The sequence below is a fragment of the Escherichia sp. HH091_1A genome (assembly GCF_030295175.1).
In the GTDB taxonomy this organism is placed as follows: Bacteria; Pseudomonadota; Gammaproteobacteria; order Enterobacterales; family Enterobacteriaceae; genus Escherichia; species Escherichia coli_F.
Map to the genome: position 1 here is coordinate 2824000 of NZ_AP025747.1, position 25708 is coordinate 2849707.

Here is a 25708-nt window from a genome sequence, read left to right on the forward strand (position 1 = left end):
GAAAACCCGGACAATGAATTACAGCCCGCAGTTTAAACATCTTCGCGCGCACAGCAATAATAATTCTTATTTTTATTCTTTTTTACCTGCCTGACGGAATGTCAGGTTGTAGCGGCAGTCGGCGGTGAGTGGATGAAACCCCGCTTTCAACGGTTGAATACCGTGATAAAACAGCCGCGATTCACCGCCCCATACCACCACATCGCCATGTTCCAACAACAATCTTTTTAGCGGATCATTTCGTTTCAGGCCGCCAAATTGAAAAATCGCGGGTAAGCCCAGAGAAACAGAAACAATCGGCGCGCGCAGATCCGGTTCGTCTTTATCCTGATGCAGCGACAGTTTCGCGCCAGGAGCGTAGCGGTTGATAAGACAAGCATCTGGCTGGAAATCTGGATAGCCCGCCGCCGTAGCCGCACGTTGACATAAATTATGAAAACTCTGCGGCATGGCGGGCCACGGTTTATTTGTTTGCGGATCAATGGGCGAATAGAGATAACCTTGCCGATTGGTCGTCCAGCCCAGATGCCCACAGTTGGTCATCGCCACCGACATGGTATATCCGCCTGGAGTGACCATCTGGCGAAACGGCGACTGGCTGGCAACGTCATTAATATCGCGGATCAGTTGCTCCGCAGCGTTAAAAGCAAAACGGTGCAAAATCACCGCTCCAGCCGCCAGTGGTTCTTGCCACGGTTCAGCATCGGCAAACAGATCCAACATTACCTCTCCTCATTTTCAGCTTCACGGCGCAGCAGTTGCGCTTTGCGCGACACGCCCCAGCGGTAACTGGAAAGTGTGCCATCACCACGGACTACCCGATGACAGGGTATTACGATAGCGAGCTTGTTGGCTGCACAGGCGCTGGCAACGGCCCGTACCGCTTTCGGTTTGCCGATGGCGTTCGCCAGTTGCTGATAACTGACGGTTTCACCACAAGGTATCGTGCGCAGTGCCTGCCAGACTTGTTGCTGAAAAGCAGTGCCGCGAATGTCCAGCGGTAACGTCAGCGGCGTATCGTGTTGATTGAGGCTGGCGATCACTTCACGCACATGTTGCTGAAACGTCAGATCGGCAGGCGCGTTGTCGGCAGCGGGAAACATCTGCTGCAACTCGCTGATTAGCGTCGCGTCATCATCGCCCAGCAATATCGCGCAAATCCCCCGCTCGCTTTCTGCCACCAGGCAACGGCCCAGCTCACAATCAGCCAGCGCGTAACGCACCGCCAGATTTTCGCCACCATGACGGAATTGTTTAGCCGTCATGCCCAGCGTTTCGTCGGCTTTGCGGTAGTAACTGCTGCTGTCGGGGAATCCGGCGTTAAGAATGGACGTCGTCACGCTCTCCCCTTTCGCCAGCGATTCGCGCAAACGGCGAGCGCGCCAGGCCTGTTGCCAGGCTTTAGGCGTCATTCCGGTAGTCGCTTTAAACAACCGATGCAGATGGAACGGACTCATCGCCACCTGGTCGGCTAAGGCTTCCAGCGTTACAGGCGTTTCCTGTTCCAGCAGTCGGCAGGCGTGGGTAATTTTATCAAGGCGATGTTGCCGGGGATTGGCTTTGTCTGGCTGACAACGTTTGCAGGGGCGAAATCCGGCGGCGAGTGCCTTGCTGGCATTTGCGTAGAAGGAGACATTTTCCCGCAAGGCATGTCTGGCTCGGCAAGACGGACGGCAAAAGATACCCGTGGTGCGCACGGCGAAAACGAATTCGCCGTCGGCGTTCGGGTCGCGGGCTAAGACAGATTGCCAGCGTTGATCGTCAGTTAAGCATGTGGCGTTTTTCATAATCAGCTCCCTGGTTAAGGATAGCCTTTAGTCTGCCCGGTCACCATCACGCAAAAACCAACAATCTTGCGCTTTAATTTTTTTCGCTCACCAGGAAGCTTTTAAACTGCGGCGACATCCAGGTTTTAAAATTATCGCCCTCTTTAGTGATCATGTAGACCGCCAGTCCTTCCCGGCGAACAACCTCTTTGGCTTTCTCCGGCCCCAGTACCATTAAGCCAGTATCCCAGGCATCGGCTTCCAGCGCCGTCGGGGCAATCACCGTCACGGATACCAGATTGTGTTCGATAGGACGCCCGGTTTGCGGATCGATAACATGAGAAAGACGTTTGCCGTCCAGTTCGTAATAGTTACGGTAGCTGCCAGAGGTACTAATCCCATGACCGTTGATATCCACCACGGCCTGAACCGCGTTTTCTTTATCAGTTGGTTTTTGAATCGCTACCCGCCACGGCTGGCCTTCACCGTTCATACCACGGCTGTTCAGCGCGCCGCCCACCGACACCAGATAGCGGGAAATCCCTTCCTGCTCCATCAAGCGTGCCAGGTGATCCGCCGCATAACCTTCACCGACGGTGGAGAGATCGACATATAAATCCGGCAGGTCTTTTTGCAGATATTGCTGATGCGACTGATTAATGACCGTCAGGTGCTGTAAGCCGGTTTTGGCTTTCATCGCATCAATTTGTTCCTGGCTCGGAATTTGAACCGGCTGTTGTTCCGGGCCAAAGCCCCACAGATTCACCAGCGGCCCGACGGTTATATCCATCGCACCATCGGTCCTTGCGCCAATGCGCAGCGAGACAGTGACGATATCGGCCATCGCTTCACTTACCGGCCACGGCGATAAACTTTGCGAGTCGTTAAAGCGCATCAGCGCGGAATCTTTTTTATAGGTCGAAAGCAGCTGATCGTCGGCGTCCAGCTGGGTCTGAATCTTTTCTTTAAGTTCGGCACTGCGTTTGGCGTCAATGCCCGGAATGCTGGCACGCCAGAAGGTACCCATGGTTTTGCCTTCGAGAACGGTAACTTCAATAGCGTGGGTTTTGGCGGGTTGTGGTTTTTGATCGCAACCAACAAAGAAGAACGCGGCAGCCAGCAGTGCCACGCGGGTAAAGCTTATTTCCATACGTGATTATCCTCATGCGAACGGTCGCAAGAGTACACCAAAAAACTGTGTTTGTACGCTGAAAACAATGAAAAAAGGGCCCGCAGGCCCTTTGTTCGATATCAATCGAGATTAGAACTGGTAAACCAGACCCAGAGCTACGATGTTATCAGTGTTGATGCCAGCGTCACGAGTGAACTGGTTGTCGTCCAGCAGGTTGATTTTGTAGTCAACATAGGTGGACATGTTTTTGTTGAAGTAGTAAGTAGCACCAACATCAACATATTTCAGGATATCTTCGTCGTCGTAGTTACGACCATTGATGACACCCAGGTTTTTACCTTTAGACTGCAGGTAAGCCAGGGACGGACGCAGACCGAAGTCGAACTGGTACTGAGCAACAGCTTCGAAGTTCTGTGCTTTGTTCGCCCAACCCAGGGAACCTACGCGAGTTGCGTTGTAGGTCTGGGTGTACTGAGCAGCCAGGTAGATGTTGTTCGCGTCGTATTTCAGACCACCAGTGTAGGTTTCAGCACGGTCGCCGTTACCGATGTACAGCGGGCTGTTCTGATCGTCAGTACGTTTGGAGCTGGAGATCGCACCACCGATACCGAAGCCTTCGTAATCATAAGTGATAGAACCGCCAACGCCGTCGCCGTTCTGACGCAGTGCTTCACGACCGTTGTTGGTCATGCCTTCGCCGCTTACGCTACCGTTTTTACCCTGGTACTGAACAGCAAAGTTCAGGCCGTCAACCAGACCGAAGAAGTCGGTGTTACGGTAGGTCGCGAAGCCGTTACCACGCTGCTGCATGAAGTTGTCAGAACCGTAAGTGTCGCCACCGAATTCTGGCAGTACGTCGGTCCAGGAAGTTACGTCATAAACAACGCCGTAGTTACGACCGTAGTCGAAAGAACCCACATCCTGGAATTTCAGACCTGCGAATGCCACACGGGTCCAGGAGTTGTTTTCGTTTTCAGCGCTGTTGCCCTGGATCTGATATTCCCACTGGCCGTAACCGGTCAGTTGGTCAGTAACCTGAGTTTCACCTTTGAAGCCAAGACGCATGTAGGTCTGGTCGCCATCTACAGACTTGTCGTCAGAGAAATAGTGCAGGCCGTCTACTTTACCGTACAGATCTAATTTGTTGCCGTCTTTGTTGTAAACTTCAGCAGCGTTTGCTGCGCCTGCTACCAGCAGAGCTGGGACCAGGAGGGACAGTACTTTAACTTTCATGTTATTAACCCTCTGTTATATGCCTTTATTTGCTTTTTTATGCCACTGCATACTGATTAACCCTCATTAATCAGTCGGCAAGTCCATTCTCCCCAAAAATGCAGAATAATCCAACACGAATATGATACTAAAACTTTTAAGATGTTTCATTTATCGCTATAGATGTTTCAGAATGTAAATGCAAGGGAACTTTTTAAGATTATTGCGGAATGGCGAAATAAGCACCTAACATCAAGCAATAATAATTCAAGGTTAAAATCAATAACTTATTCTTAAGTATTTGACAGCACTGAATGTCAAAACAAAACCTTCACTCGCAACTAGAATATCTCCCGCTATCATCATTAACTTTATTTATTACCGTCATTCATTTCTGAATGTCTGTTTACCCCTATTTCAACCGGATGCCTCGCATCCGGTTTTTTTTACCCTTCTTTACACAATTTTCATTATTCTGTGCTACCACAGAAAAACTATAACGCTTGTTAACTATTTCACAAATAATTAACATCAGCATAATTTCCAGCAATCTTCGTTTATTTGCAATTAATTTCGTTGGGCTTTTTGTCGGTTATTTGTACAGCAAAATGGCGCTTGTACATCTATTTCCCCCAATGCAGGATGATAAATATCACGGGAGAATAGAAAATCATCAATCAGGTAAGAGTCTGGAATTTCACACTGTACCCTTTATACTGCCCTATCACTTCGCGAAGTTTTAACAGGTCATAAACACGAATGCGTCAGAAAGAGACAACGGCCACGACCCGCTTTTCACTCCTACCGGGGAGCATTACCCGCTTCTTTTTACTGTTGATCATTGTGTTACTGGTGACGATGGGTGTAATGGTACAAAGCGCCGTTAACGCCTGGCTGAAAGATAAAAGTTACCAGATTGTCGACATTACCCACGCTATCCAAAAGCGCGTCGATACCTGGCGTTATGTGACCTGGCAGATCTACGACAACATTGCCGCGACGACTTCCCCCTCCTCCGGCGAAGGTTTACAAGAGACGCGCCTGAAACAGGATGTCTACTATCTGGAAAAACCACGCCGCAAAACGGAAGCGTTAATCTTTGGCTCTCACGACAACTCAACGCTTGAGATGACTCAACGGATGTCCACCTATCTGGACACATTGTGGGGCGCAGAAAATGTACCGTGGTCGATGTATTACCTGAATGGTCAGGATAACAGTCTGGTGCTGATCTCGACCCTGCCCCTCAAAGATCTCACCTCCGGATTTAAAGAATCGACCGTCAGCGACATTGTTGATTCACGTCGCGCAGAGATGTTGCAACAGGCCAACGCGCTCGATGAACGCGAAAGTTTTTCTAACCTGCGCCGCCTGGCCTGGCAGAACGGTCATTACTTTACCTTGCGTACCACGTTCAACCAGCCGGGACATCTGGCAACGGTCGTTGCTTTTGATCTGCCGATTAATGATTTGATCCCACCGGGTATGCCGCTAGACAGTTTCCGCCTTGAGCCAGACGCGACGGCAACGGGAAACAATGAAAATGAGAAAGAAGGGACGGATAGCGTCAGTATCCACTTTAACAGTACGAAGATTGAAATCTCCTCGGCACTCAACTCTACCGATATGCGCCTGGTCTGGCAGGTTCCTTATGGCACCTTATTGCTGGATACGTTGCAAAACATTCTGCTGCCACTGCTGCTGAACATCGGTTTGCTGGCGCTGGCGTTATTTGGCTATACCACATTCCGCCATTTCTCCAGCCGCAGTACAGAAAGCGTCCCCAGCACGGCGGTCAATAACGAATTGCGCATTTTACGGGCAATTAATGAAGAGATAGTCTCACTGCTGCCGCTCGGCCTGCTGGTTCACGATCAGGAATCGAACCGCACTGTCATAAGTAACAAAATTGCCGATCATTTGCTGCCGCATTTAAATCTGCAAAACATCACTACCATGGCGGAGCAGCATCAGGGGATTATTCAGGCGACGATCAATAACGAGCTGTATGAGATCCGCATGTTCCGCAGCCAGGTTGCGCCGCGCACACAAATTTTCATTATTCGCGATCAGGATCGCGAAGTGCTGGTAAACAAGAAACTCAAGCAGGCGCAGCGTCTGTATGAGAAAAACCAGCAAGGACGGATGGCCTTTATGAAAAACATTGGTGATGCGCTGAAAGAACCCGCACAGTCCCTGGCGGAGAGCGCGGCTAAACTCAACGCCCCGGAAGGCAAACAACTGGCGAATCAGGCAGATGTGCTGGTGCGGCTGGTCGATGAAATACAGTTAGCGAATATGCTTGCGGACGATAGCTGGAAAAGTGAGACGGAGCTGTTCTCCGTGCAGGATTTGATTGATGAAGTTGTGCCTTCAGTATTGCCTGCCATCAAGCGTAAAGGTCTGCAACTGCTGATTAACAATCATCTGAAAGCACACGATATGCGCCGCGGCGATCGCGATGCCTTACGACGTATTTTGCTACTACTGATGCAATATGCCGTGACCTCAACGCAATTGGGAAAAATCACCCTTGAGGTTGATCAGGATGAGTCCTCCGAAGACCGCCTGACGTTCCGCATTCTGGACACCGGAGAAGGCGTAAGCATTCATGAAATGGATAATTTGCACTTCCCGTTTATCAACCAGACCCAAAACGATCGCTTTGGCAAGGCGGACCCGCTGGCATTCTGGCTGAGCGATCAACTGGCGCGTAAACTGGGCGGTCATTTAAACATCAAAACGCGGGATGGGCTTGGTACACGCTACTCTGTGCATATCAAAATGCTCGCAGCTGACCCGGAAGTTGAAGAGGAAGAAGAACGATTACTGGATGATGTCTGCATAATGGTGGATGTTACTTCGGCAGAAATTCGGAATATTGTCACTCGCCAGTTAGAAAATTGGGGTGCAACCTGTATCACACCCGATGAAAGATTAATTAGTCAAGATTATGATATCTTTTTAACGGATAATCCGTCTAATCTTACTGCCTCTGGCTTGCTTTTAAGCGATGATGAGTCTGGCGTACGGGAAATTGGGCCTGGTCAATTGTGCGTCAACTTCAATATGAGCAACGCTATGCAGGAAGCGGTCTTACAATTAATTGAAGTGCAACTGGCGCAGGAAGAGGTGACAGAATCGCCTCTGGGCGGAGATGAAAATGCGCAACTCCATGCCAGCGGCTATTATGCGCTCTTTGTAGACACAGTACCGGATGATGTTAAGAGGCTGTATACTGAAGCAGCAACCAGTGACTTTGCTGCGTTAGCCCAAACGGCTCATCGTCTTAAAGGCGTATTTGCCATGCTAAATCTGGTACCCGGCAAGCAGTTATGTGAAACGCTGGAACATCTGATTCGTGAGAAGGATGTTCCAGGAATAGAAAAATACATCAGCGACATTGACAGTTATGTCAAGAGCTTGCTGTAGCAAGGTAGCCTATTACATGAACAATATGAACGTAATTATTGCCGATGACCATCCGATAGTCTTGTTCGGTATTCGCAAATCACTTGAGCAAATTGAGTGGGTGAATGTTGTCGGCGAATTTGAAGACTCTACAGCACTGATCAACAACCTGCCGAAACTGGATGCGCATGTGTTGATTACCGATCTCTCCATGCCTGGCGATAAGTACGGCGATGGAATTACCTTAATCAAGTACATCAAGCGCCATTTCCCAAGCCTGTCGATCATCGTTCTGACCATGAACAACAACCCGGCGATTCTTAGTGCGGTATTGGATCTGGATATCGAAGGGATCGTGCTGAAACAAGGTGCACCGACCGATCTGCCGAAAGCTCTCGCCGCGCTGCAGAAAGGGAAGAAATTTACCCCGGAAAGCGTTTCTCGCCTGTTAGAAAAAATCAGTGCTGGCGGTTATGGTGACAAGCGTCTCTCGCCAAAAGAGAGTGAAGTTCTGCGCCTGTTTGCGGAAGGTTTCCTGGTGACCGAGATCGCTAAAAAGCTGAACCGCAGTATCAAAACCATCAGTAGCCAGAAGAAATCTGCGATGATGAAGCTGGGTGTCGAGAACGATATTGCTCTGCTGAATTATCTCTCTTCTGTGACGTTAAGTCCGGCAGATAAAGACTAATCATCTGTAGGCCAGATAAGACGCGTCAGCGTCGCATCTGGCATTTGCACTGAATGCCGGATGCGGCGTAAACGCCTTATCCGGCCTACGATTCCCATTATTTCAATGGATTACAACAAAGTAGGCCAGATAAGACGCACCAGCGTCGCATCTGGCATTTGCACTGAATGCCAGATGCGGCGTAAATGTCTTATAAGCCTACGATTCCCGCGATTTCCGAACCCTCTCGGCATATACCGTCAGTGTCTGTTTTATCACATCCAGCGTTACCGGCTTCGACAGGCAGCTGTCCATACCGGACTCCAGACACCGCTGCTTCTCTTCAGCCAGCGCATTAGCAGTTACTCCGATTACCGGCAACGTCAGCCCCAACTGACGAATGCGTTGCGTCAAGCGGTAACCATCCATATTTGGCATGTTGACGTCGCTAAGCACGATATCAATATGATTCTTGCTAAGTACATTAAGCGCATCGACGCCATCATTCGCGGTTTTACATTGATAGCCCAGCGATCCCAACTGATCTGCCAGCAGACGCCGGTTAATCGGATGATCATCCACGACCAGAATCATCATATCGTCGTTATCGCTGACCGCTTTGTCCGTCGACGGCAGAGCGTTAGCAGGATCATCGCTCTCTATCTCGATCAAATAAATACGCGCCAACAATGCCGGTAGCTCATGCGGTGCAGCCACACTGTGTACCCACTCCCCTGGCGCTTTCTCCAGAGGAATACCAATATGGCGACGACAGAAGGTCACTACCGCTCTACCCTGCCATTTTTTGCTCACTACCTCGTCAGTGATTAACACATCTTCGGGAGTCGGTTCCTGCCCTTCGTATGTTGTAACGACTATGCCGCTGCGCTGCAAACTGGTTTCCAGGAACTGACAGAGCGACGCATTGCGGACCGCCAGCCAGCAGCGTTTACCACTCAACCCTTCCACGCCTTTTTTCTGCGGGTACTGAGCGCCGTACAACGGAATACGCACGGTAAACTGGCTGCCCATTCCCGGTTCTGAATCTACCGAGATATCGCCGTCCATCATGCTGATCAGTTTTTCACAAATCGCCAGACCCAGACCGGTCCCCTGGAAGTTTCGCTGTACGCCCGTTCCGACCTGGAAGAAGGGATCAAACAAGCGCACCACTTCTTTCGCCGGAATCCCCACGCCGGTATCGCGAACGCGGATAGAGAGATAATCGCCATCAGCGCGGACATGCAAAACTATACAGCCGGTATCGGTGAATTTTATGGCGTTACTCAACAGGTTGGAGATGACCTGCTGTAAACGCATCGGGTCGCCATTTAAGGCCACTGGCACATCCGGTTCAATAAAACAGTACAAGCCTAACTGCTTGCGTACCACCAGCGGTAAATAGTTGGCGGTGATGTGGTTCATCACTTCACGCGGTGAAAACTCACGCGGTTCGATCTTCAACTGTTCCGATTCAATCTTCGAGAAATCGAGAATATCGCTGATAATTTTCAACAACAGGCTGGAAGAGTTGTTCATTGCCGTCACCAGACGATCGACGCCTTTCGGTAACTCTTTGGTTTGCAACAGATCCAGGTTACCGATAATGCCATACAACGGCGTTCGCAGCTCATGACTTACGGTGGCAAGGAACATCGATTTTGACTGACTCGCCTGTTCCGCTGCTTGTGCCATCTCCTGCAACGACTCTTCCATCTTCACGCGCGAAGAAACATCCACCAGCACACAAATAGCCACGTTTTCATTACGATAGCGCGAATGGACGAAGCTGATTTGCAGATTGGTATTGTTGCTGGTCAGGACATCAACAAAATTGACCTGCTGACCACAAATAATTTGCGTCAGTCGTTGGCGATCCTCATGCGTAAGCATATTGAGATAGGTATGCGCAAGTTCGTTACTTAAAATATTAACGCCATCAGCGGTACGCAAAATGCAGATACCCACTGGCGCGGAAGCGACAATCTTGCGATTAAACTGCTCGTGCTCTTCCAGTCGCAGGGCGTCGCTTTCCGCAGGAATGAATATACGCCGCTCGTACATCCGTGCGAGAGTAAACAACGCGGCTCCGGCAAGCACATTCAGTAAAATCGCGTTAAGGATCAACATGCGAATGCGCTCCAGCACCTTATCAACCGGCACCGAATAGACGATGCTTAACGATGAAGGTGGCAGGTTTTTCTTCAGCACCAGTTCCCGGAACCCTTCCGTATAGCCAAACCAGGAACGTTCCTGCATCCAGCGAGGATCGCTCTTAATCTTGCTTTCCGGTCCGGTAAGCGAAATCAGGGTATGACCATTTTCATCAAGAATGGTAACCCCCATCGGCAACGTACCAGGTAAAAAAAAGTTCTCCATCCGGATGGTTTGCTCGACACCCAAAAGCGCCTGCAACCGGTTCGCCAGATAAACTGGCGTCAATGCGTAAAAATACCCGACGCCAGGGCGCGGACCTTCGCTGATCCAGTAGAGGTTACTGCCGCTATCATCTTGTGGTGCATTTCGATATTTATTGATGCGTTCATGCAAAGCTTTTAGCGCGGTATCGCGTTCCACTGGCATATCACGTAGACCGAAATTGGCCATGCAGAGGTTATCGCTGCCGATTAAAAATACCCGGTTGAGATCGTAAGCCGCAGAGAAATTATCGCGCCAGTAGCGCATAAACCACGCCAATGACTCCAGAGAACCTCGCCAGGTGTTACTCATTGCGGAACAATCGGAGTCGGCAAACAGTGGTTCAAACACAGGCACATCTGCCTGCGTTTCTCGTCCACGCGGCGAAAGCACACCGTTTTCTGCCGATAAGCGATTTTCAGCTATGTACTTCAGCTCTTTCATCACATCAGAGGTGCGTTGAATAAAGCGCTGAGCCTGATCGGAACTCAGATTAAATTCCTGACGAATTTCCGATTCTCGCTGATGCAACGCATTAACGATGTAAAAAACGGATGAAAAAGCAATCAACAGCCAGAGCACTAACGCCAATGCTCTGAACATGTAGCGCGAGGCTTTCAGGGTTGTACGAAAAGAAGCAAGGTATTTCAAAGGGGCGAAGCTCCGCCTCAGGTGACCGATGGAGTGTGGTTAAGGTAGCGGTAAAAGCGTGTTACCGCAATGTTCTCTCTTCTCTGGAATATGATACACCGCCGAGAAATCATCACCTTAACCTCTGATAATCGTCATATACCGGACAAGACTAGTGGGATTCAGCATGCATTATATGAAGTGGATTTATCCACGCCGCTTACGCAATCAAATGATCCTGATGGCAATCCTGATGGTCATTGTCCCAACGCTTACTATTGGTTATATCGTAGAAACGGAAGGACGTTCAGCAGTCTTATCTGAAAAAGAGAAAAAACTTTCTGCCGTGGTCAACCTGCTTAATCAGGCGCTAGGCGATCGCTACGATCTCTACAACGACTTACCACGTGAGGAGCGAATCCACGCACTGAATGCAGAACTTGCTCCCATTACTGAAAATATCACTCACGCCTTTCCTGGCATAGGCGCTGGTTATTACAACAAAACGCTGGATGCGATAATCACTTACGCGCCTTCAGCGCTGTATCAGAATAATGTGGGCGTTACTATTGCCGCAGATCACCCTGGTCGCGAAGTCATGCGTACAAATACTCCTTTGATTTATTCAGGCAGGCAGGTGCGCGGCGATATTTTGAATTCAATGATCCCCATTGAGCGTAATGGTGAAATCCTCGGTTATATCTGGGCCAATGAATTAACCGAAGATATTCGCCGCCAGGCCTGGAAAATGGATGTGAGGATTATCATTGTGCTCACCGCCGGTTTGCTGATAAGCCTGCTGTTGATTGTCCTTTTCTCCCGTCGCCTGAGCGCCAATATAGATATCATCACCGATGGTCTCGCGACTCTGGCGCAAAATATTCCCACTCGATTACCACAATTGCCCGGTGAAATGGGGCAAATTAGTCAGAGTGTCAACAACCTCGCCCAGGCACTGCGTGAAACGCGAACACTTAACGATCTGATTATTGAAAACGCTGCCGATGGCGTCATTGCCATTGACCGCCAGGGTGATGTAACCACCATGAACCCGGCAGCAGAAGTCATCACTGGCTATCAACGTCATGAACTGGTAGGGCAGCCTTACTCCATGTTGTTCGACAATACTCAGTTCTACAGTCCAGTACTGGATACGCTGGAACATGGCACCGAACATGTGGCGCTGGAGATCAGTTTTCCAGGCCGTGACCGCACCATTGAACTCAGTGTCACTACCAGTCGTATTCATAACACGCACGGTGAAATGATAGGTGCTTTGGTGATTTTCTCTGATTTAACTGCCCGCAAAGAAACCCAGCGCCGCATGGCGCAAGCAGAACGCCTCGCCACACTGGGTGAGCTGATGGCTGGCGTGGCGCATGAAGTACGTAATCCGTTAACGGCTATTCGTGGTTATGTACAGATCTTGCGCCAACAAACCAGTGACCCAATACATCAGGAATATCTGTCCGTAGTACTCAAAGAAATCGATTCAATTAACAAAGTTATTCAGCAATTGCTCGAATTTTCACGCCCACGCCACAGTCAATGGCAACAAGTCAGCCTCAATGCATTGGTTGAAGAAACTCTGGTACTGGTACAAACCGCCGGCGTACAAGCGCGGGTCGACTTCATAAGCGAACTGGATAATGAATTAAGCCCGATTAACGCCGATCGTGAACTGCTCAAACAGGTACTACTGAATATCCTGATCAATGCCGTCCAGGCTATCAGTGCACGAGGGAAAATTCGCATTCGAACCTGGCAGTATAGCGACTCACAACAGGCCATTTCGATAGAGGACAACGGCAGTGGCATTGATCTCTCGCTGCAAAAAAGATCTTCGATCCCTTTTTCACTACCAAAGCCTCAGGAACCGGGCTTGGTCTGGCGTTAAGTCAACGCATCATTAATGCCCATCAGGGTGATATTCGCGTCGCCAGTTTGCCGGGCTACGGCGCAACCTTCACGCTTATTTTACCGATCAACCCGCAGGGAAATCAGACTGTATGACTGCTATTAATCGCATCCTTATTGTGGATGATGAAGATAATGTTCGCCGTATGCTGAGCACCGCTTTTGCACTACAAGGATTCGAAACACATTGTGCGAATAACGGGCGCACAGCATTACACCTGTTTGCCGATATTCACCCTGACGTGGTGTTGATGGATATCCGCATGCCAGAGATGGACGGCATCAAGGCACTCAAGGAGATGCGCAGCCATGAGACACGGACCCCCATTATTCTGATGACGGCCTATGCTGAAGTAGAAACCGCCGTCGAAGCACTACGCTGCGGGGCCTTTGACTATGTTATCAAACCGTTTGATCTCGATGAGTTGAATTTAATCGTTCAGCGCGCTTTACAACTCCAGTCAATGAAAAAAGAGATCCGTCATCTGCACCAGGCACTAAGCACCAGTTGGCAATGGGGGCACATTCTCACTAACAGCCCAGCAATGATGGACATCTGCAAAGACACCGCCAAAATTGCCCTTTCTCAGGCCAGCGTCTTGATTAGCGGTGAAAGCGGCACCGGGAAAGAGTTGATTGCCAGAGCGATTCACTACAATTCGCGGCGGGCAAAGGGGCCGTTCATTAAAGTCAACTGCGCGGCACTGCCGGAATCGTTGCTCGAAAGTGAACTGTTTGGTCATGAAAAAGGTGCATTTACTGGTGCACAAACCTTGCGTCAGGGATTATTTGAACGTGCCAACGAAGGTACTCTGCTCCTCGACGAAATTGGCGAAATGCCGCTGGTACTGCAAGCCAAATTACTACGCATTCTGCAGGAACGGGAATTTGAACGGATTGGCGGCCATCAGACCATAAAAGTTGATATCCGTATCATTGCTGCCACCAACCGCGACTTGCAGGCAATGGTGAAAGAAGGCACCTTCCGTGAAGATCTCTTTTATCGCCTTAACGTTATTCATTTAATACTGCCGCCTCTGCGCGATCGCCGGGAAGATATTTCCCTGTTAGCTAATCACTTTTTGCAAAAATTCAGTAGTGAGAATCAGCGCGATATTATCGACATCGATCCGATGGCAATGTCACTGCTTACCGCCTGGTCATGGCCGGGTAATATTCGAGAGCTTTCCAACGTCATTGAACGCGCCGTCGTGATGAATTCAGGCCCGATCATTTTTTCTGAGGATCTTCCGCCGCAGATTCGTCAGCCAGTCTGTAATGCTGGTGAAGCAAAAACAGCCCCTGTCGGTGAGCGTAATTTAAAAGAGGAAATAAAACGCGTCGAAAAACGCATCATTATGGAAGTGCTGGAACAACAAGAAGGAAACCGAACCCGCACTGCTTTAATGCTGGGTATTAGTCGCCGGGCATTGATGTATAAACTCCAGGAATACGGTATCGATCCGGCGGATGTATAACACCAAAACTTGCTATGCAGAAATTTGCACAGTGCGCAAATTTCTGCATAGCCGTTCATTCACCCTCTTAATCCCCACCTTATTTATTCTTTACTATTCAATGAGTTAAAAAACAATATCAAACATTTTCATTCTGGCACTCCCCTTGCTATTCCCTGACTGTACCCACAACGGTGTATGCAAGAGGGATAAATAATGAAAACAAAATTGATGACATTACAAGACGCCTCCGGCTTCTTTCGTGACGGCATGACCATCATGGTGGGCGGATTTATGGGAATTGGCACTCCATCCCGCCTGGTAGAAGCATTACTGGAATCTGGCGTTCGCGACCTGACATTGATAGCCAATGATACCGCGTTTGTTGATACCGGCATCGGTCCGCTCATCGTCAATGGTCGAGTCCGCAAAGTAATTGCTTCACATATCGGCACCAACCCGGAAACCGGACGGCGCATGATTTCTGGCGAAATGGAGGTCGTTCTCGTACCGCAAGGTACATTGATTGAGCAAATTCGCTGTGGTGGAGCTGGACTTGGTGGTTTTCTCACGCCAACTGGTGTCGGCACCGTCGTAGAGGAAGGCAAACAGACGCTGACACTCGACGGTAAAACCTGGCTGCTTGAACGTCCACTGCGCGCCGACCTGGCGCTCATTCGCGCCCATCGTTGCGACACACTTGGCAACCTGACCTACCAACTTAGCGCCCGCAACTTTAACCCCCTGATTGCCCTTGCGGCTGATATCACGCTGGTGGAGCCAGATGAACTGGTCGAAACCGGCGAACTGCAACCTGACCATATTGTCACCCCTGGTGCCGTTATCGACCACATCATCGTTTCACAGGAGAGCAAATAATGGATGCGAAACAACGTATTGCACGCCGTGTGGCGCAAGAGCTTCGTGATGGTGACATCGTTAACTTAGGGATCGGTTTACCCACAATGGTCGCCAATTATTTACCGGAGGATATTCATATCACTCTGCAATCGGAAAATGGCTTCCTCGGTTTAGGCCCAGTCACTACAGCGCATCCAGATCTGGTGAACGCTGGCGGGCAACCATGCGGCATTTTATCCGGCGCAGCGATGTTCGACAGCGCAATGTCGTTTGCGCTGATTCGTGGTGGTCATATTGATGCCTGCGTACTCGGTGGTTTGCAGGTAGACGAAGAAGCCAACCTCGCGAACTGGGTAGTGCCTGGAAAAATGGTGCCCGGTATGGGTGGCGCGATGGATCTGGTGACCGGGGCACGCAAAGTGATCATTGCCATGGAACATTGCGCCAAAGATGGTTCAGCAAAAATTTTGCGCCGCTGCACCATGCCGCTCACTGCGCAACACGCGGTGCATATGCTGGTCACTGAACTGGCAGTCTTTCGTTTCATTGACGGCAAAATGTGGCTCACCGAAATTGCCGACGGGTGTGATTTAGCCACCGTGCGTGCCAAAACCGAAGCTCAGTTTGAAGTCGCCCGCCGATCTGAATACGCAGCGGGGTGATTTATGATTGGTCGCATCTCGCGTTTTATGACGCGTTTTGTCAGCCGGTGGCTTCCCGATCCACTGATCTTTGCCATGTTGCTGACATTGCTAACGTTCGTGATCGCGCTTTGGTTAACACCACAAACGCCGATCAGCATGGTGAAAATGTGGGGGGACGGTTTCTGGAACTTGCTGGCGTTCGGTATGCAGATGGCGCTTATCATCGTTACCGGTCATGCCCTTGCCAGCTCTGCTCCGGTGAAAAGCTTGCTGCGTACAGCCGCTTCCGCCGCAAAGACGCCCGTACAGGGCGTCATGCTGGTCACTTTCTTCGGTTCAGTCGCTTGTGTCATCAACTGGGGATTTGGTCTGGTTGTCGGAGCAATGTTCGCCCGTGAAGTCGCCCGGCGAGTACCCGGTTCTGATTATCCGTTGCTCATTGCCTGCGCCTACATTGGTTTTCTTACCTGGGGTGGCGGTTTCTCTGGTTCAATGCCTCTGTTGGCTGCCACACCGGGCAATCCGGTTGAGCATATCGCCGGGCTTATCCCGGTGGGCGATACTCTGTTCAGTGGTTTTAACATTTTCATCACTGTGGCATTGATTGTGGTGATGCCATTTATTACCCGCATGATGATGCCAAAACCGTCTGACGTGGTGAGTATCGATCCGAAACTACTCATGGAAGAGGCTGATTTTCAGAAGCAGCTACCGAAAGATGCCCCACCATCCGAGCGACTGGAGGAAAGTCGCATCCTGACGTTGATCATCGGCGCACTCGGTATCGCTTACCTGGCGATGTACTTCAGCGAACATGGCTTCAACATCACCATCAATACCGTCAACCTGATGTTTATGATTGCGGGTCTGCTGCTACATAAAACGCCAATGGCTTATATGCGTGCTATCAGCGCGGCTGCGCGCAGTACCGCCGGTATTCTGGTGCAATTCCCCTTCTACGCCGGGATCCAACTGATGATGGAGCACTCCGGTCTGGGTGGGCTCATTACTGAATTCTTCATCAATGTTGCGAACAAAGACACCTTCCCGGTAATGACCTTCTTTAGTTCTGCACTGATTAACTTCGCCGTTCCGTCTGGCGGCGGTCACTGGGTTATTCAGGGACCTTTCGTGATACCTGCAGCCCAGGCGCTGGGAGCCGATCTCGGTAAATCGGTAATGGCGATCGCCTACGGCGAGCAATGGATGAACATGGCACAACCGTTCTGGGCGCTGCCAGCACTGGCAATCGCCGGACTCGGTGTCCGCGACATCATGGGCTATTGCATCACTGCTCTGCTTTTCTCCGGCGTCATTTTCGTCATTGGTTTAACGCTGTTCTGACGGCAACTTTACAGACAGAAGGAATATAAAATGAAAAATTGTGTCATCGTCAGTGCGGTACGTACTGCCATCGGTAGTTTTAATGGTTCACTCGCCTCCACCAGCGCCATCGATCTGGGAGCAACAGTAATTCAGGCCGCTATTGAACGCGCAAAAATCGATTCACAACATATCGATGAAGTGATTATGGGTAACGTGTTGCAAGCCGGGCTGGGGCAAAATCCGGCGCGTCAGGCACTGTTAAAAAGCGGACTGGCCGAAACGGTGTGCGGATTCACGGTCAATAAGGTGTGTGGTTCGGGTCTGAAAAGCGTGGCGCTTGCCGCCCAGGCAATTCAGGCAGGTCAGGCGCAGAGCATTGTGGCGGGGGGTATGGAAAATATGAGTTTAGCGCCCTACTTACTCGATGCAAAAGCACGCTCTGGTTATCGTCTGGGAGACGGACAGGTTTATGACGTAATCCTGCGCGATGGCCTGATGTGCGCCACCCATGGTTATCATATGGGAATTACCGCCGAAAACGTGGCTAAGGAGTACGGGATTACCCGCGAAATGCAGGATGAACTGGCGCTACATTCACAGCGTAAAGCGGTTGCCGCAATTGAGTCCGGTGCTTTTACAGCCGAAATCGTCCCGGTAAATGTTGTCACCCGGAAGAAAACCCTCGTCTTCAGTCAAGACGAATTCCCGAAACCAGATTCTACTACAGAAGCTCTGGCTGCATTGCGTCCGGCCTTCGATAAAGCAGGTACTGTCACCGCCGGGAACGCGTCAGGTATTAACGACGGTGCTGCCGCTCTGGTGATTATGGAAGAATCCGCGGCGCTGGCAGCAGGCCTGAATCCCCTGGCACGTATTAAAAGTTATGCCAGCGGCGGCGTGCCCCCCGCATTGATGGGTATGGGACCAGTGCCTGCCACGCAAAAAGCGTTACAACTGGCGGGGCTGCAGCTGGCAGACATTGATCTTATCGAAGCCAATGAAGCATTTGCCGCGCAGTTCCTTGCTGTAGGGAAAACGCTGGGCTTTGACCCTGAGAAAGTGAATGTCAACGGTGGGGCCATCGCGCTGGGGCATCCTATCGGCGCCAGCGGTGCGCGTATTCTGGTCACACTATTACATGCAATGCAGGCACGCGATAAAACGCTGGGTCTGGCAACGTTGTGCATTGGCGGCGGTCAAGGAATTGCGATGGTGATTGAACGATTGAATTAACATGTAAAAACGCCCGATAGCGAAAGTCATCGGGCGTTTTCTTGAACATTGACAGTAAAGATAACCTCAGTAATCACCAGTCAAAACTTTTCACCAGCGTCAACTCGCCAGCATTACGCATCGGTACAATGAAAGTTTCCTGTTTCTCATTGACCGATCCTTCATCGGTGATCAGCGTCAGTTGAGCGGTCGTCAATTCCGTTTCGCTGCGTCCGCCATAGTAGTTGATATACACCTGATAACGTCCATGAATCGGCGCTGGCATGGCGAAAATCTCTGGTCCGTAACCCGTCGTGACATCCATATCCAGTGCACCACTGTTTTTCAGCACCGTGTTACCGTACCAGGCGTGTTCACCATCCGGCGTGACAACATGAAGATCGAGGTCGGTATTGTCCGTATCCCAGGAGAGAACCAGCCGTAAACGCGCGCGGATCACTCCAGCGCCCGGCGTTGAGTAAAACTGCATTTTTTGTCGGCTTTGCCCATCTGGGCTGATGACCTGCACGCTGTTGCTGCCTTCAGTGAAAATATAAGGGCGTGCAAATGAACCATCGGATTCAATTCTCTGCGGCATACTGGCACCGTTGACCACCAGTCGCCCCTGCTGGACTTTGCCCGCCGCAGCATAATTTTTTATTTTGCCGCGGATCTGCGCTGAGATATTTTGATCATCAGCCATGTTGACGGACGACGCCGGGTAATTGATCGATTGTGAAAAACTGGCATCTTCACCATCCGCAGGATGCCAGCCAGAGAGCGGTGCATCAATCTCGACTTCCTGAATACCTTCACTGTGAGCAACAGGCGAAAGCGCCACCAGTAACAACGGAAGAAAAATCTTTCGCATAGCATTAGTCCATTAATAATTGTCGGGTCAGCGTTTCGATATAGTTCTCATCAAGCCCGGTGGGATAACCATCAAAGGCCAGGTGCAGATACTCATGGGTTAAATCAAGCCGATCCTGAAGCGTAAAGAAGTTACGAATAAACAGCCGTTTCTGCTGCCGATCGGTATAGGGGAAACCTGAGACTAAACGGCAGACCGCAAACACGTCTGGTTCGTTGTACCCCGTCTCGCCTTGTAACATACGCCGCCACTGCGGCATTTTTTTCGCCAGCCAGGCTTTCGCTTTGGGTAATAACTGGCAGGTTGAGCGTGGCGCTCCCCAGCGGCTAAGGCTGTTGTCGGGATAAGCAAACGCGAGTATCTGGTCGTAACGCTCTCCCTGCCCCGCCTGGGCGGTGGCTTGCCGCCAGGAGAGCGTCCCTTCGGTAGCGCGACTGCCGTGATAATGAACCGGATCGCCAGCGTAAATGAGATCCTGCGTCCAGGCGGTCATCGTCCGCGCGCCCGTGGTGGCTGGCGAAGCAGAAACACGCTGCATGGCGCTGCTGTCGGGGATGGTCAGGCAATCACCTTCCCGATTGGCGTTTTGCTGTAAGAAAGTGCGAATCGCCACGGTCATAGCTTTCGCTGCCTCAGGGGGCGTACTTTTCGCCTCGCGATCCAGCACTCTGGCAACGTACTCTTCACGATCAAGATGCGACTGCAATTTCAGTTTGCCCTTTTCTGTCAGTAAGGTCGTCTCACCGTGGCTGACAAACGTAATGTGGTTACCATTGGCAAACGTCACACGATAGCGCCCATTAAGTACGCCGGGATTTACTGCTGTCGTACTCTTTTCCGCCGTGATTTTCTTCAGCGGATAACGGGCAAACAGCTCCACCTCAACACATTGCCCACTGGCAACTTGCGTCGGCACTGGCAATACCCGATTAAGCACCGTCGCATAACGGGTCAGTACCGTTTTGCTGGTGCCACTGCCAGTAACCCACAGCGGTGTACCATCGGTTAACCAGCCGGCAAAACCACCCTGACGGATTTCCTGTTTATCATCGGCAAACCAGCTCCAGGTTTTTACCCTTACCCGACTACCGAGCATGGATGCGACACCGATTTTCGCCTCGTCCAGCACCACATCCAGTAAGATTTCCTGAGCTTTGTTTTGCGCGGGTAACGTCGCTAATGAATCAAGCAGCGATTTAACCGTTACCGAGGTTTCTGGCTTCAGCGTCGGAAGAGACGCTAACCACGCAGGTGCCTGACGCTGTTGCCAGTATTGCCCCCAAACATCTGCACCAATATGCAACCGTTGCGGCGCAAAATAGAGTCCACAGGAGCGTACCAGCGCGGTATCGCGCGTTATGCTCTCCCCAGCCTGACAACAATAAACCTCTTCCGGGGAGTTTCCGCGACACTGGTAGGGCTGCTCTGGTTGATGGGTATCCTCCAGCCAGGCGTAAACATACAGTTTCCACAAACTCCCTAACGGCGTGGTGAGTGTGTCAGGTAATGCCGAGACTTTGGTCACGCCTGATGACGACAGCTGATACAGTTGATCGTGCTGCGCGCCCCGCAGCGCCAGTTGTAACGGCGTCTCCTCCGCAAGCGTTGGCAGAGTAACCAACGCTAATAGCCAGACGATTCTGCGCCAGTTCACTTATTTCACCTGCATCCCGGTCCATTCGCTCCCTGCCGCAACACTTTGCTGTGCAGGTGCATAGGAACGCACATAACGAGCAGGAGGCAGAACGAATTGCCCTTTTTGCGAGAAACGCAGCAAATGGCGGAAGGTGACCGTTCCCGTCAGTTCTTTTACCGGCACCATATAGGCCAGTTCACCCATTTCATTGCGCGCTTTTTCCAGCAACTGCCCCTGCTGTTTCGCGGCGTTGGGTTTATTGACCGAAATGCCCCACGTTGTCCGCTCAACGTCAGCCCCCGGCGGGAGCGGTACTTCCACCTGACCGTAGCGTAGAACTGCATCCTGCTCGCTGGTAAGCGTGATTTCATCGAGATACAGCGCATCGCTGTCAATCTCATTGCTGGTCAGCGGCTGCAGAGTAAAGCTCATCTCTTCTTCACCCGGGATAAGCCGATACAACTGTCGTTCAATGGTCACCGGAATGTTACTTTGTTGAGCCGTTTTTGCCGGTTCACGCCAGCGAACCTGCACGTTTTGCGGCGGTAATTCGTCACCAAAAGAGAGAATATCCGGCACGCCCTGACCAACCCAACGCCAGTATTCACCCACTCCGGTTAACTTATGTTTGGCCCATGCGCCCGCAGGAGCAGGTAACGTAACCGGAGGCATCGTCGCCATATATTTCGCCAGCCAGTTCATTGCCAGCGCGCGCTCAATAGTGGATTGTTCAGCGGTTAAACCACTTAAAATAGCGGCAGCCTGGGTGGTGTCGCCTCCGCTATTGAGCAGCACAACCGTGTGCGCCAGCGGCTGGTTACTGTTTGCTGCTTTATCCCACGCATACTGCTGAACCTGTGGCATCACAGTGGACTTCAACTGCGCTTTTTTCAGCAACGTCATGGTTAAGACGTTTGCCACCGCATCTGCCAGTGGAGATTCAGGTGTATCGAGGATCAGACTGTCATTGATATCGCTGGTGTCTGCCTCAGAGAAATCTTTAGTTTTAGTTCCGCGCCGGGCGATAGCTTCGTCCAACCCTTTCAACAACGTTTTGCACGGCAGATTCATCTCCTGCGCCCACGCCAGCACCAGCGCCCGATGCAATAACGGCATGTTATCCGCCTGCTCCGCGTAGCTGTCGAGCATATGCTGCCAGTATTCCGGTTGTTGCGTTACGCCGAGCGCCTGGCTGGCCTGCCAGTCGGCGTACCATGCCCATGCCGTGAGGAATGCGTCGCCATTGCCATCTTCACCCCACCAGGTAAAGCGCGCTCCTGGCCCCGCCAGTTGCATCAGCCGCAAACGGTTATCCTGAATCCTCTGACGAATGTCGTTAGCGGCGGCACTTTGATGATCGGCAAGTGAACGCCAGGCGAGACTGAGCGGGATCAGACGGCTACCGGTGTTGATCACGCCACCCCACGGTTCATCGACTAACGCATCAAGATTGTTACGGAAAATCTCCTGCGGCGTTTCGCTACTTTGCAACCGGATATTGCTCGCCTGCTCGGGCAACATCAGTGCGTTATCGCCACCGCCGAGCATGACGTTTTTCTGCTGTTCAATGGGCCAGCTGTTATCCACAAAAGACAGTTTTGTGCTAATACTGTCCTGCACTTGCCCATTTTGTTGCAGTTCTGCACTTAACAAGCCAGATTGCTGAATATTCTGCGTCAGCGAAATATAATTCGCCCCTTTATGCAACGTCAGCGTCTGACGCACCTCAGCGCCTGAAAATTTAGTCACCAGCGCCACCGGTTCGTTATCCTGCTGACTGAAGATAAACAGTCCTGCCGCCGGTTTGTCACCCATGCGATATACCGTTGGCATACTCCACTTCATGTAGAGATTTTTTTCCGAACGCAAATAAGCACGCCCCTGCCCTACCAGCCCGTCGCCGTTCATCCCACGCGCGGTGATGCGCCAACGGGTTAATGAATCAGGCATCAGGAACGTGAAATACGCTTTGCCTTGTTTATCGGTTGTGAGTGACGGCATCCAGGCAGCGGTATCCACCTCTTCACGCCGTGGACGTTCCAGCATTTTCACTCGCCGCTCGCTGCGGTTAGTCGCGCCAGGCGCAACAGGTTCGCTGGAGAGCGCCTGGTCGTAGCTGATAAATGACAGGCTGGAGCTGGTACGCACATTGTTACGCCCCATCGGATAGAAAAATTTGCCGATATTTGGCGCGATTTCCGGTTGCAGTGCGTAGATCATTTCATCGACCACGCCAACCGTTAACTGCGCAGAAACTGGTTTACCTTTCAGCAACGAGGTTAATTCGACATTGACCAGTTCACCTGGCTGGTAATGGGTTTTGTCCGTTTTCACCCGGATATCCAACTGGGGAACGGCAACTTTGATCCCGGCGTTCTGAAAACTGTACTGACCGTTACGGGTATACAGCACCGAAAAAGTGATGTTAGGCGCAAAGGAATTGTTCACCGGTACGCGGGCTTCATACTGGGTATCGTTTAAACGTTGTAACGTCAGCCAGTTTGCCGGATGCGATAGCAGCGACTGCTGTTCAACGCGATCACGTTCCAGCGTCAATAACGCTTCATCAATTGGCTCCGGGAAGGTAATCAGCATCTTCGCGGTTTCGCCTGGCTGGTACAGCGTTTTATCCGCCACGATATCTACCGTACCAGTATGCGCCGTGCTGCCCTTACCGCTGACGGCATGGCTTAACCCGGCGAGAATTAAGCCGTCTTTATCGCGTAACGTCAGGTTGTAATTGCCTGGTTTATCGAAATTGACGGTAAAGGATTTGCCGCCAGAAGGTAGATCTCCGCTGTGGCTCGTGCGGTCTTCCAGACGCAACCACTCATACGTAACAGGAACCTGTTTTGAAGATTCCAGCGCAGCATAACGGAAAACAACCGATTCACCGCTATTGCTGTATTGTGCGGCGGTGCTCAAAGTGTAATGCGCCAGACCACGTTCAATGAGGATCTCTTTGGTGGTGGTAACACGATACGCCGCGCCGTCACTGGCGGAGACAGTTAACAAATAACGGCTTGGTTTATCGGCGGCGGGGAGATTTAACGCCACATGACCATTATCGTCGGAAACCGTTTCACTGCCTTCCAGCGACACCGGGAAACGTCCGGCATAACGCAAATCGTTACCGACCATTGATAATTGCTGAGCGCGCAAACTTAACTGCACGCGGGCATCTTTTACCGGCTCGCCATCAGGGTAAAGCAGTTGCAGTTTGCCGCTAACCGCTTCGCCTGTTTTGAACTCTTTTTTGTCGAGAGCTAAACCAATCTCGAAATGTGGCTTGATATAGTTGGCTACGCGAAAACTACTGCTATAGACCTGATTGCGGTAAGCAAGACGTAATTCATAACCTCCGGCAACGGCATTTTCTGGCAGGCGGAAACTCCCCTGCCCGCCATTACGCGCATCCAGCGTGACATTGACGGTTTGCAACAGGCTGCCATTAGCATCCAGCACTGAAAGTTTCGCCGGTGCGCTGACGATAGGGGATGAATGCAACGGATCGTGGAACTCGCGGCCCATCACTTTAACATCGACACGATCGCCTGCGCGATATAGCGGGCGATCAGTAAAGATATACAAGCGGGTATTGTAGATTTCACTTTCGTAGAAAAAATTCTCGGAGACAAAAACGCCGCCTTCTGCATCTTTACCCAGAATGTATGAACGTTCCGGCGATATATGTTGTAACTGCAAGGTACCGCTGTCATCGGTCACACCGCGAGTCATCACGCCAAGACCGTCAGTCCACAGGATCTCTGAGCCTGGCTTCGCTTCACCCTGTTTTTTGCCAGCAGTCCACACCAGAAGTTCGTTGCCTGACACTTTGCTAAGCGCCACGGTATCGGAGACAAATACCACCGTCGTTGCCCGATACCCACCGACCATCGCCTCGACGAGATACAGTCCCGGCTCTTGTTTGCCGAGAGGAATATAGATGTTGCCCGGCTGCGGCGAGATGAAATTGCTGGATGCGCCTTCCAGTTTTACCCCTTGCTGCGGCTCGACCGGTTTTGCCTGCCATAGTGGATAGCGGAACTGTTCCACCAGTGGATATTTTTTCAGCGGTGAAAACTGGCTGTTCTGTACATAACGGGAAGGTTTAACAATGGCATTACCGAGCTGTAATTCGGGTAACGCCTGAGTCACATTCTGCCGTGACTGAGAAGAGAAAGTACGCTGCATTACACGGCGAGATTTGCCATACCAGTTATCCCACAGCCAGGTTAGCGTATTGTTCAGCCCGTCGCCCAGATATTGCGGTTGCACCACAATGCGATGCAGGTTTTTCTGCTGGCGCAAAAATGCCATCGGGTCAGGAATACGATACAGGCGAACGTCCACGCCGCCGTACTCTTCCATCTGGTAACGCCGATAATCACGCCCCGGCGCTTCCAGTCGCACTTTCGCCTCTTCACTGCTGCTAAAACTGCTGTCAGCGAGCAAAAAGAATGTTCCCCCGGCGGGTGGCGCATAGTTACTGGAAGGAAGCGAATCATCAGCATTAGCAAGCCCTGTTCCCACAAGAGACAGGCACAA

Annotated in this window: 14 protein-coding genes and 2 pseudogenes; 8 read left to right on the top strand and 8 right to left on the bottom strand. The window is 51.1% G+C overall.

What is annotated here, in order from left to right; all coding sequences use genetic code 11:
• Positions 1-72 precede the first annotated feature (72 nt).
• The 4 genes from alkB to ompC all read right to left on the bottom strand — a co-directional run bounded on the left by alkB (position 73) and on the right by ompC (position 4131).
• Positions 73-723 (bottom strand): DNA oxidative demethylase AlkB, encoded by a 651-nt coding sequence (alkB, locus tag QUF14_RS14340; RefSeq protein ID WP_000884932.1) that lies wholly within the window; start codon positions 721-723, stop codon positions 73-75.
• Complete coding sequence (gene ada, locus QUF14_RS14345) at positions 723-1787, bottom strand: bifunctional DNA-binding transcriptional regulator/O6-methylguanine-DNA methyltransferase Ada (RefSeq protein ID WP_100733823.1); 1065 nt, start codon at positions 1785-1787, stop codon at positions 723-725. Before ada ends, alkB begins: the two co-directional genes overlap by 1 nt.
• Positions 1788-1860: 73 nt before the next feature.
• The gene (apbE, locus tag QUF14_RS14350; RefSeq protein WP_000406043.1) at positions 1861-2916 is read right to left on the bottom strand and encodes an FAD:protein FMN transferase ApbE; all 1056 of its coding nucleotides are present in this window, start codon (positions 2914-2916) and stop codon (positions 1861-1863) included.
• Between the two features lie 111 nt (positions 2917-3027).
• On the bottom strand, positions 3028-4131 hold the full coding sequence (gene ompC, locus QUF14_RS14355) for a porin OmpC (protein ID WP_000865555.1): 1104 nt from the start codon (positions 4129-4131) through the stop codon (positions 3028-3030).
• Between the two features lie 738 nt (positions 4132-4869).
• Between ompC and rcsD the strand changes: the two genes are divergently transcribed.
• Both rcsD and rcsB read left to right on the top strand, forming a co-directional pair.
• Entirely contained in the window at positions 4870-7542 is a 2673-nt protein-coding gene (rcsD, locus tag QUF14_RS14360; RefSeq protein WP_100733821.1) for a phosphotransferase RcsD, read from the top strand.
• A gap of 16 nt (positions 7543-7558) precedes the next feature.
• Entirely contained in the window at positions 7559-8209 is a 651-nt protein-coding gene (gene rcsB, locus QUF14_RS14365) for a response regulator transcription factor RcsB (RefSeq protein WP_001061917.1), read from the top strand.
• Positions 8210-8407: 198 nt separating this feature from the next.
• On the opposite strand, the gene rcsC is transcribed toward rcsB, so the two are convergent.
• The gene (rcsC, locus tag QUF14_RS14370) at positions 8408-11257 is read right to left on the bottom strand and encodes a two-component system sensor histidine kinase RcsC (RefSeq protein WP_000876046.1); all 2850 of its coding nucleotides are present in this window, start codon (positions 11255-11257) and stop codon (positions 8408-8410) included.
• Between the two features lie 166 nt (positions 11258-11423).
• Between rcsC and atoS the strand changes: the two are divergent.
• The 6 genes and pseudogenes from atoS (at position 11424) to atoB (ending at position 18674) form a co-directional block, all read left to right on the top strand.
• Positions 11424-13249: pseudogene (atoS, locus tag QUF14_RS14375) on the top strand (two-component system sensor histidine kinase AtoS).
• Positions 13246-14631: an acetoacetate metabolism transcriptional regulator AtoC gene (gene atoC / locus QUF14_RS14380; RefSeq protein ID WP_000125277.1), complete on the top strand. Its 1386-nt coding sequence runs from the start codon at positions 13246-13248 to the stop codon at positions 14629-14631. The pseudogene atoS and the gene atoC overlap by 4 nt, the downstream one beginning before the upstream one ends.
• A gap of 195 nt (positions 14632-14826) precedes the next feature.
• Positions 14827-15489: an acetate CoA-transferase subunit alpha gene (gene atoD / locus QUF14_RS14385; RefSeq protein WP_000850525.1), complete on the top strand. Its 663-nt coding sequence runs from the start codon at positions 14827-14829 to the stop codon at positions 15487-15489.
• A pseudogene (atoA, locus tag QUF14_RS14390) lies at positions 15489-16140 on the top strand (acetate CoA-transferase subunit beta). The gene atoD and the pseudogene atoA overlap by 1 nt, the downstream one beginning before the upstream one ends.
• Complete coding sequence (locus QUF14_RS14395; protein ID WP_000580275.1) at positions 16137-17459, top strand: TIGR00366 family protein; 1323 nt, start codon at positions 16137-16139, stop codon at positions 17457-17459. Before atoA ends, QUF14_RS14395 begins: the two are co-directional and overlap by 4 nt.
• A gap of 30 nt (positions 17460-17489) precedes the next feature.
• Entirely contained in the window at positions 17490-18674 is a 1185-nt protein-coding gene (atoB, locus tag QUF14_RS14400) for an acetyl-CoA acetyltransferase (RefSeq protein WP_000786554.1), read from the top strand.
• A gap of 73 nt (positions 18675-18747) precedes the next feature.
• Here the strand turns inward: atoB and QUF14_RS14405 are convergent, their stop codons facing one another.
• Genes QUF14_RS14405 through QUF14_RS14415 form a run of 3 tightly spaced genes read right to left on the bottom strand, consistent with a single transcriptional unit; the run spans position 18748 to position 25693 of the window.
• Positions 18748-19524 (bottom strand): YfaP family protein, encoded by a 777-nt coding sequence (locus QUF14_RS14405; RefSeq protein ID WP_001225830.1) that lies wholly within the window; start codon positions 19522-19524, stop codon positions 18748-18750.
• A gap of 4 nt (positions 19525-19528) precedes the next feature.
• Positions 19529-21178 (bottom strand): YfaQ family protein, encoded by a 1650-nt coding sequence (locus tag QUF14_RS14410; protein WP_001104499.1) that lies wholly within the window; start codon positions 21176-21178, stop codon positions 19529-19531.
• Positions 21179-25693 carry an alpha-2-macroglobulin family protein gene (locus QUF14_RS14415; protein WP_186269279.1) on the bottom strand — a complete coding sequence of 1505 codons (4515 nt, stop codon included), beginning with the start codon at positions 25691-25693 and terminating at the stop codon, positions 21179-21181.
• Positions 25694-25708 lie beyond the last annotated feature (15 nt).

Bases quoted from the DNA above. Each gene is read 5' to 3' on its own strand.
- alkB (WP_000884932.1), bottom strand. From the start codon at position 723: ATGTTGGATCTGTTTGCCGATGCTGAACCGTGGCAAGAACCACTGGCG.
- ada (WP_100733823.1), bottom strand. From the start codon at position 1,787: ATGAAAAACGCCACATGCTTAACTGACGATCAACGCTGGCAATCTGTC.
- apbE (WP_000406043.1), bottom strand. From the start codon at position 2,916: ATGGAAATAAGCTTTACCCGCGTGGCACTGCTGGCTGCCGCGTTCTTC.
- ompC (WP_000865555.1), bottom strand. From the start codon at position 4,131: ATGAAAGTTAAAGTACTGTCCCTCCTGGTCCCAGCTCTGCTGGTAGCA.
- rcsD (WP_100733821.1), top strand. From the start codon at position 4,870: ATGCGTCAGAAAGAGACAACGGCCACGACCCGCTTTTCACTCCTACCG.
- rcsB (WP_001061917.1), top strand. From the start codon at position 7,559: ATGAACAATATGAACGTAATTATTGCCGATGACCATCCGATAGTCTTG.
- atoC (WP_000125277.1), top strand. From the start codon at position 13,246: ATGACTGCTATTAATCGCATCCTTATTGTGGATGATGAAGATAATGTT.
- atoD (WP_000850525.1), top strand. From the start codon at position 14,827: ATGAAAACAAAATTGATGACATTACAAGACGCCTCCGGCTTCTTTCGT.
- QUF14_RS14395 (WP_000580275.1), top strand. From the start codon at position 16,137: ATGATTGGTCGCATCTCGCGTTTTATGACGCGTTTTGTCAGCCGGTGG.
- atoB (WP_000786554.1), top strand. From the start codon at position 17,490: ATGAAAAATTGTGTCATCGTCAGTGCGGTACGTACTGCCATCGGTAGT.
- QUF14_RS14405 (WP_001225830.1), bottom strand. From the start codon at position 19,524: ATGCGAAAGATTTTTCTTCCGTTGTTACTGGTGGCGCTTTCGCCTGTT.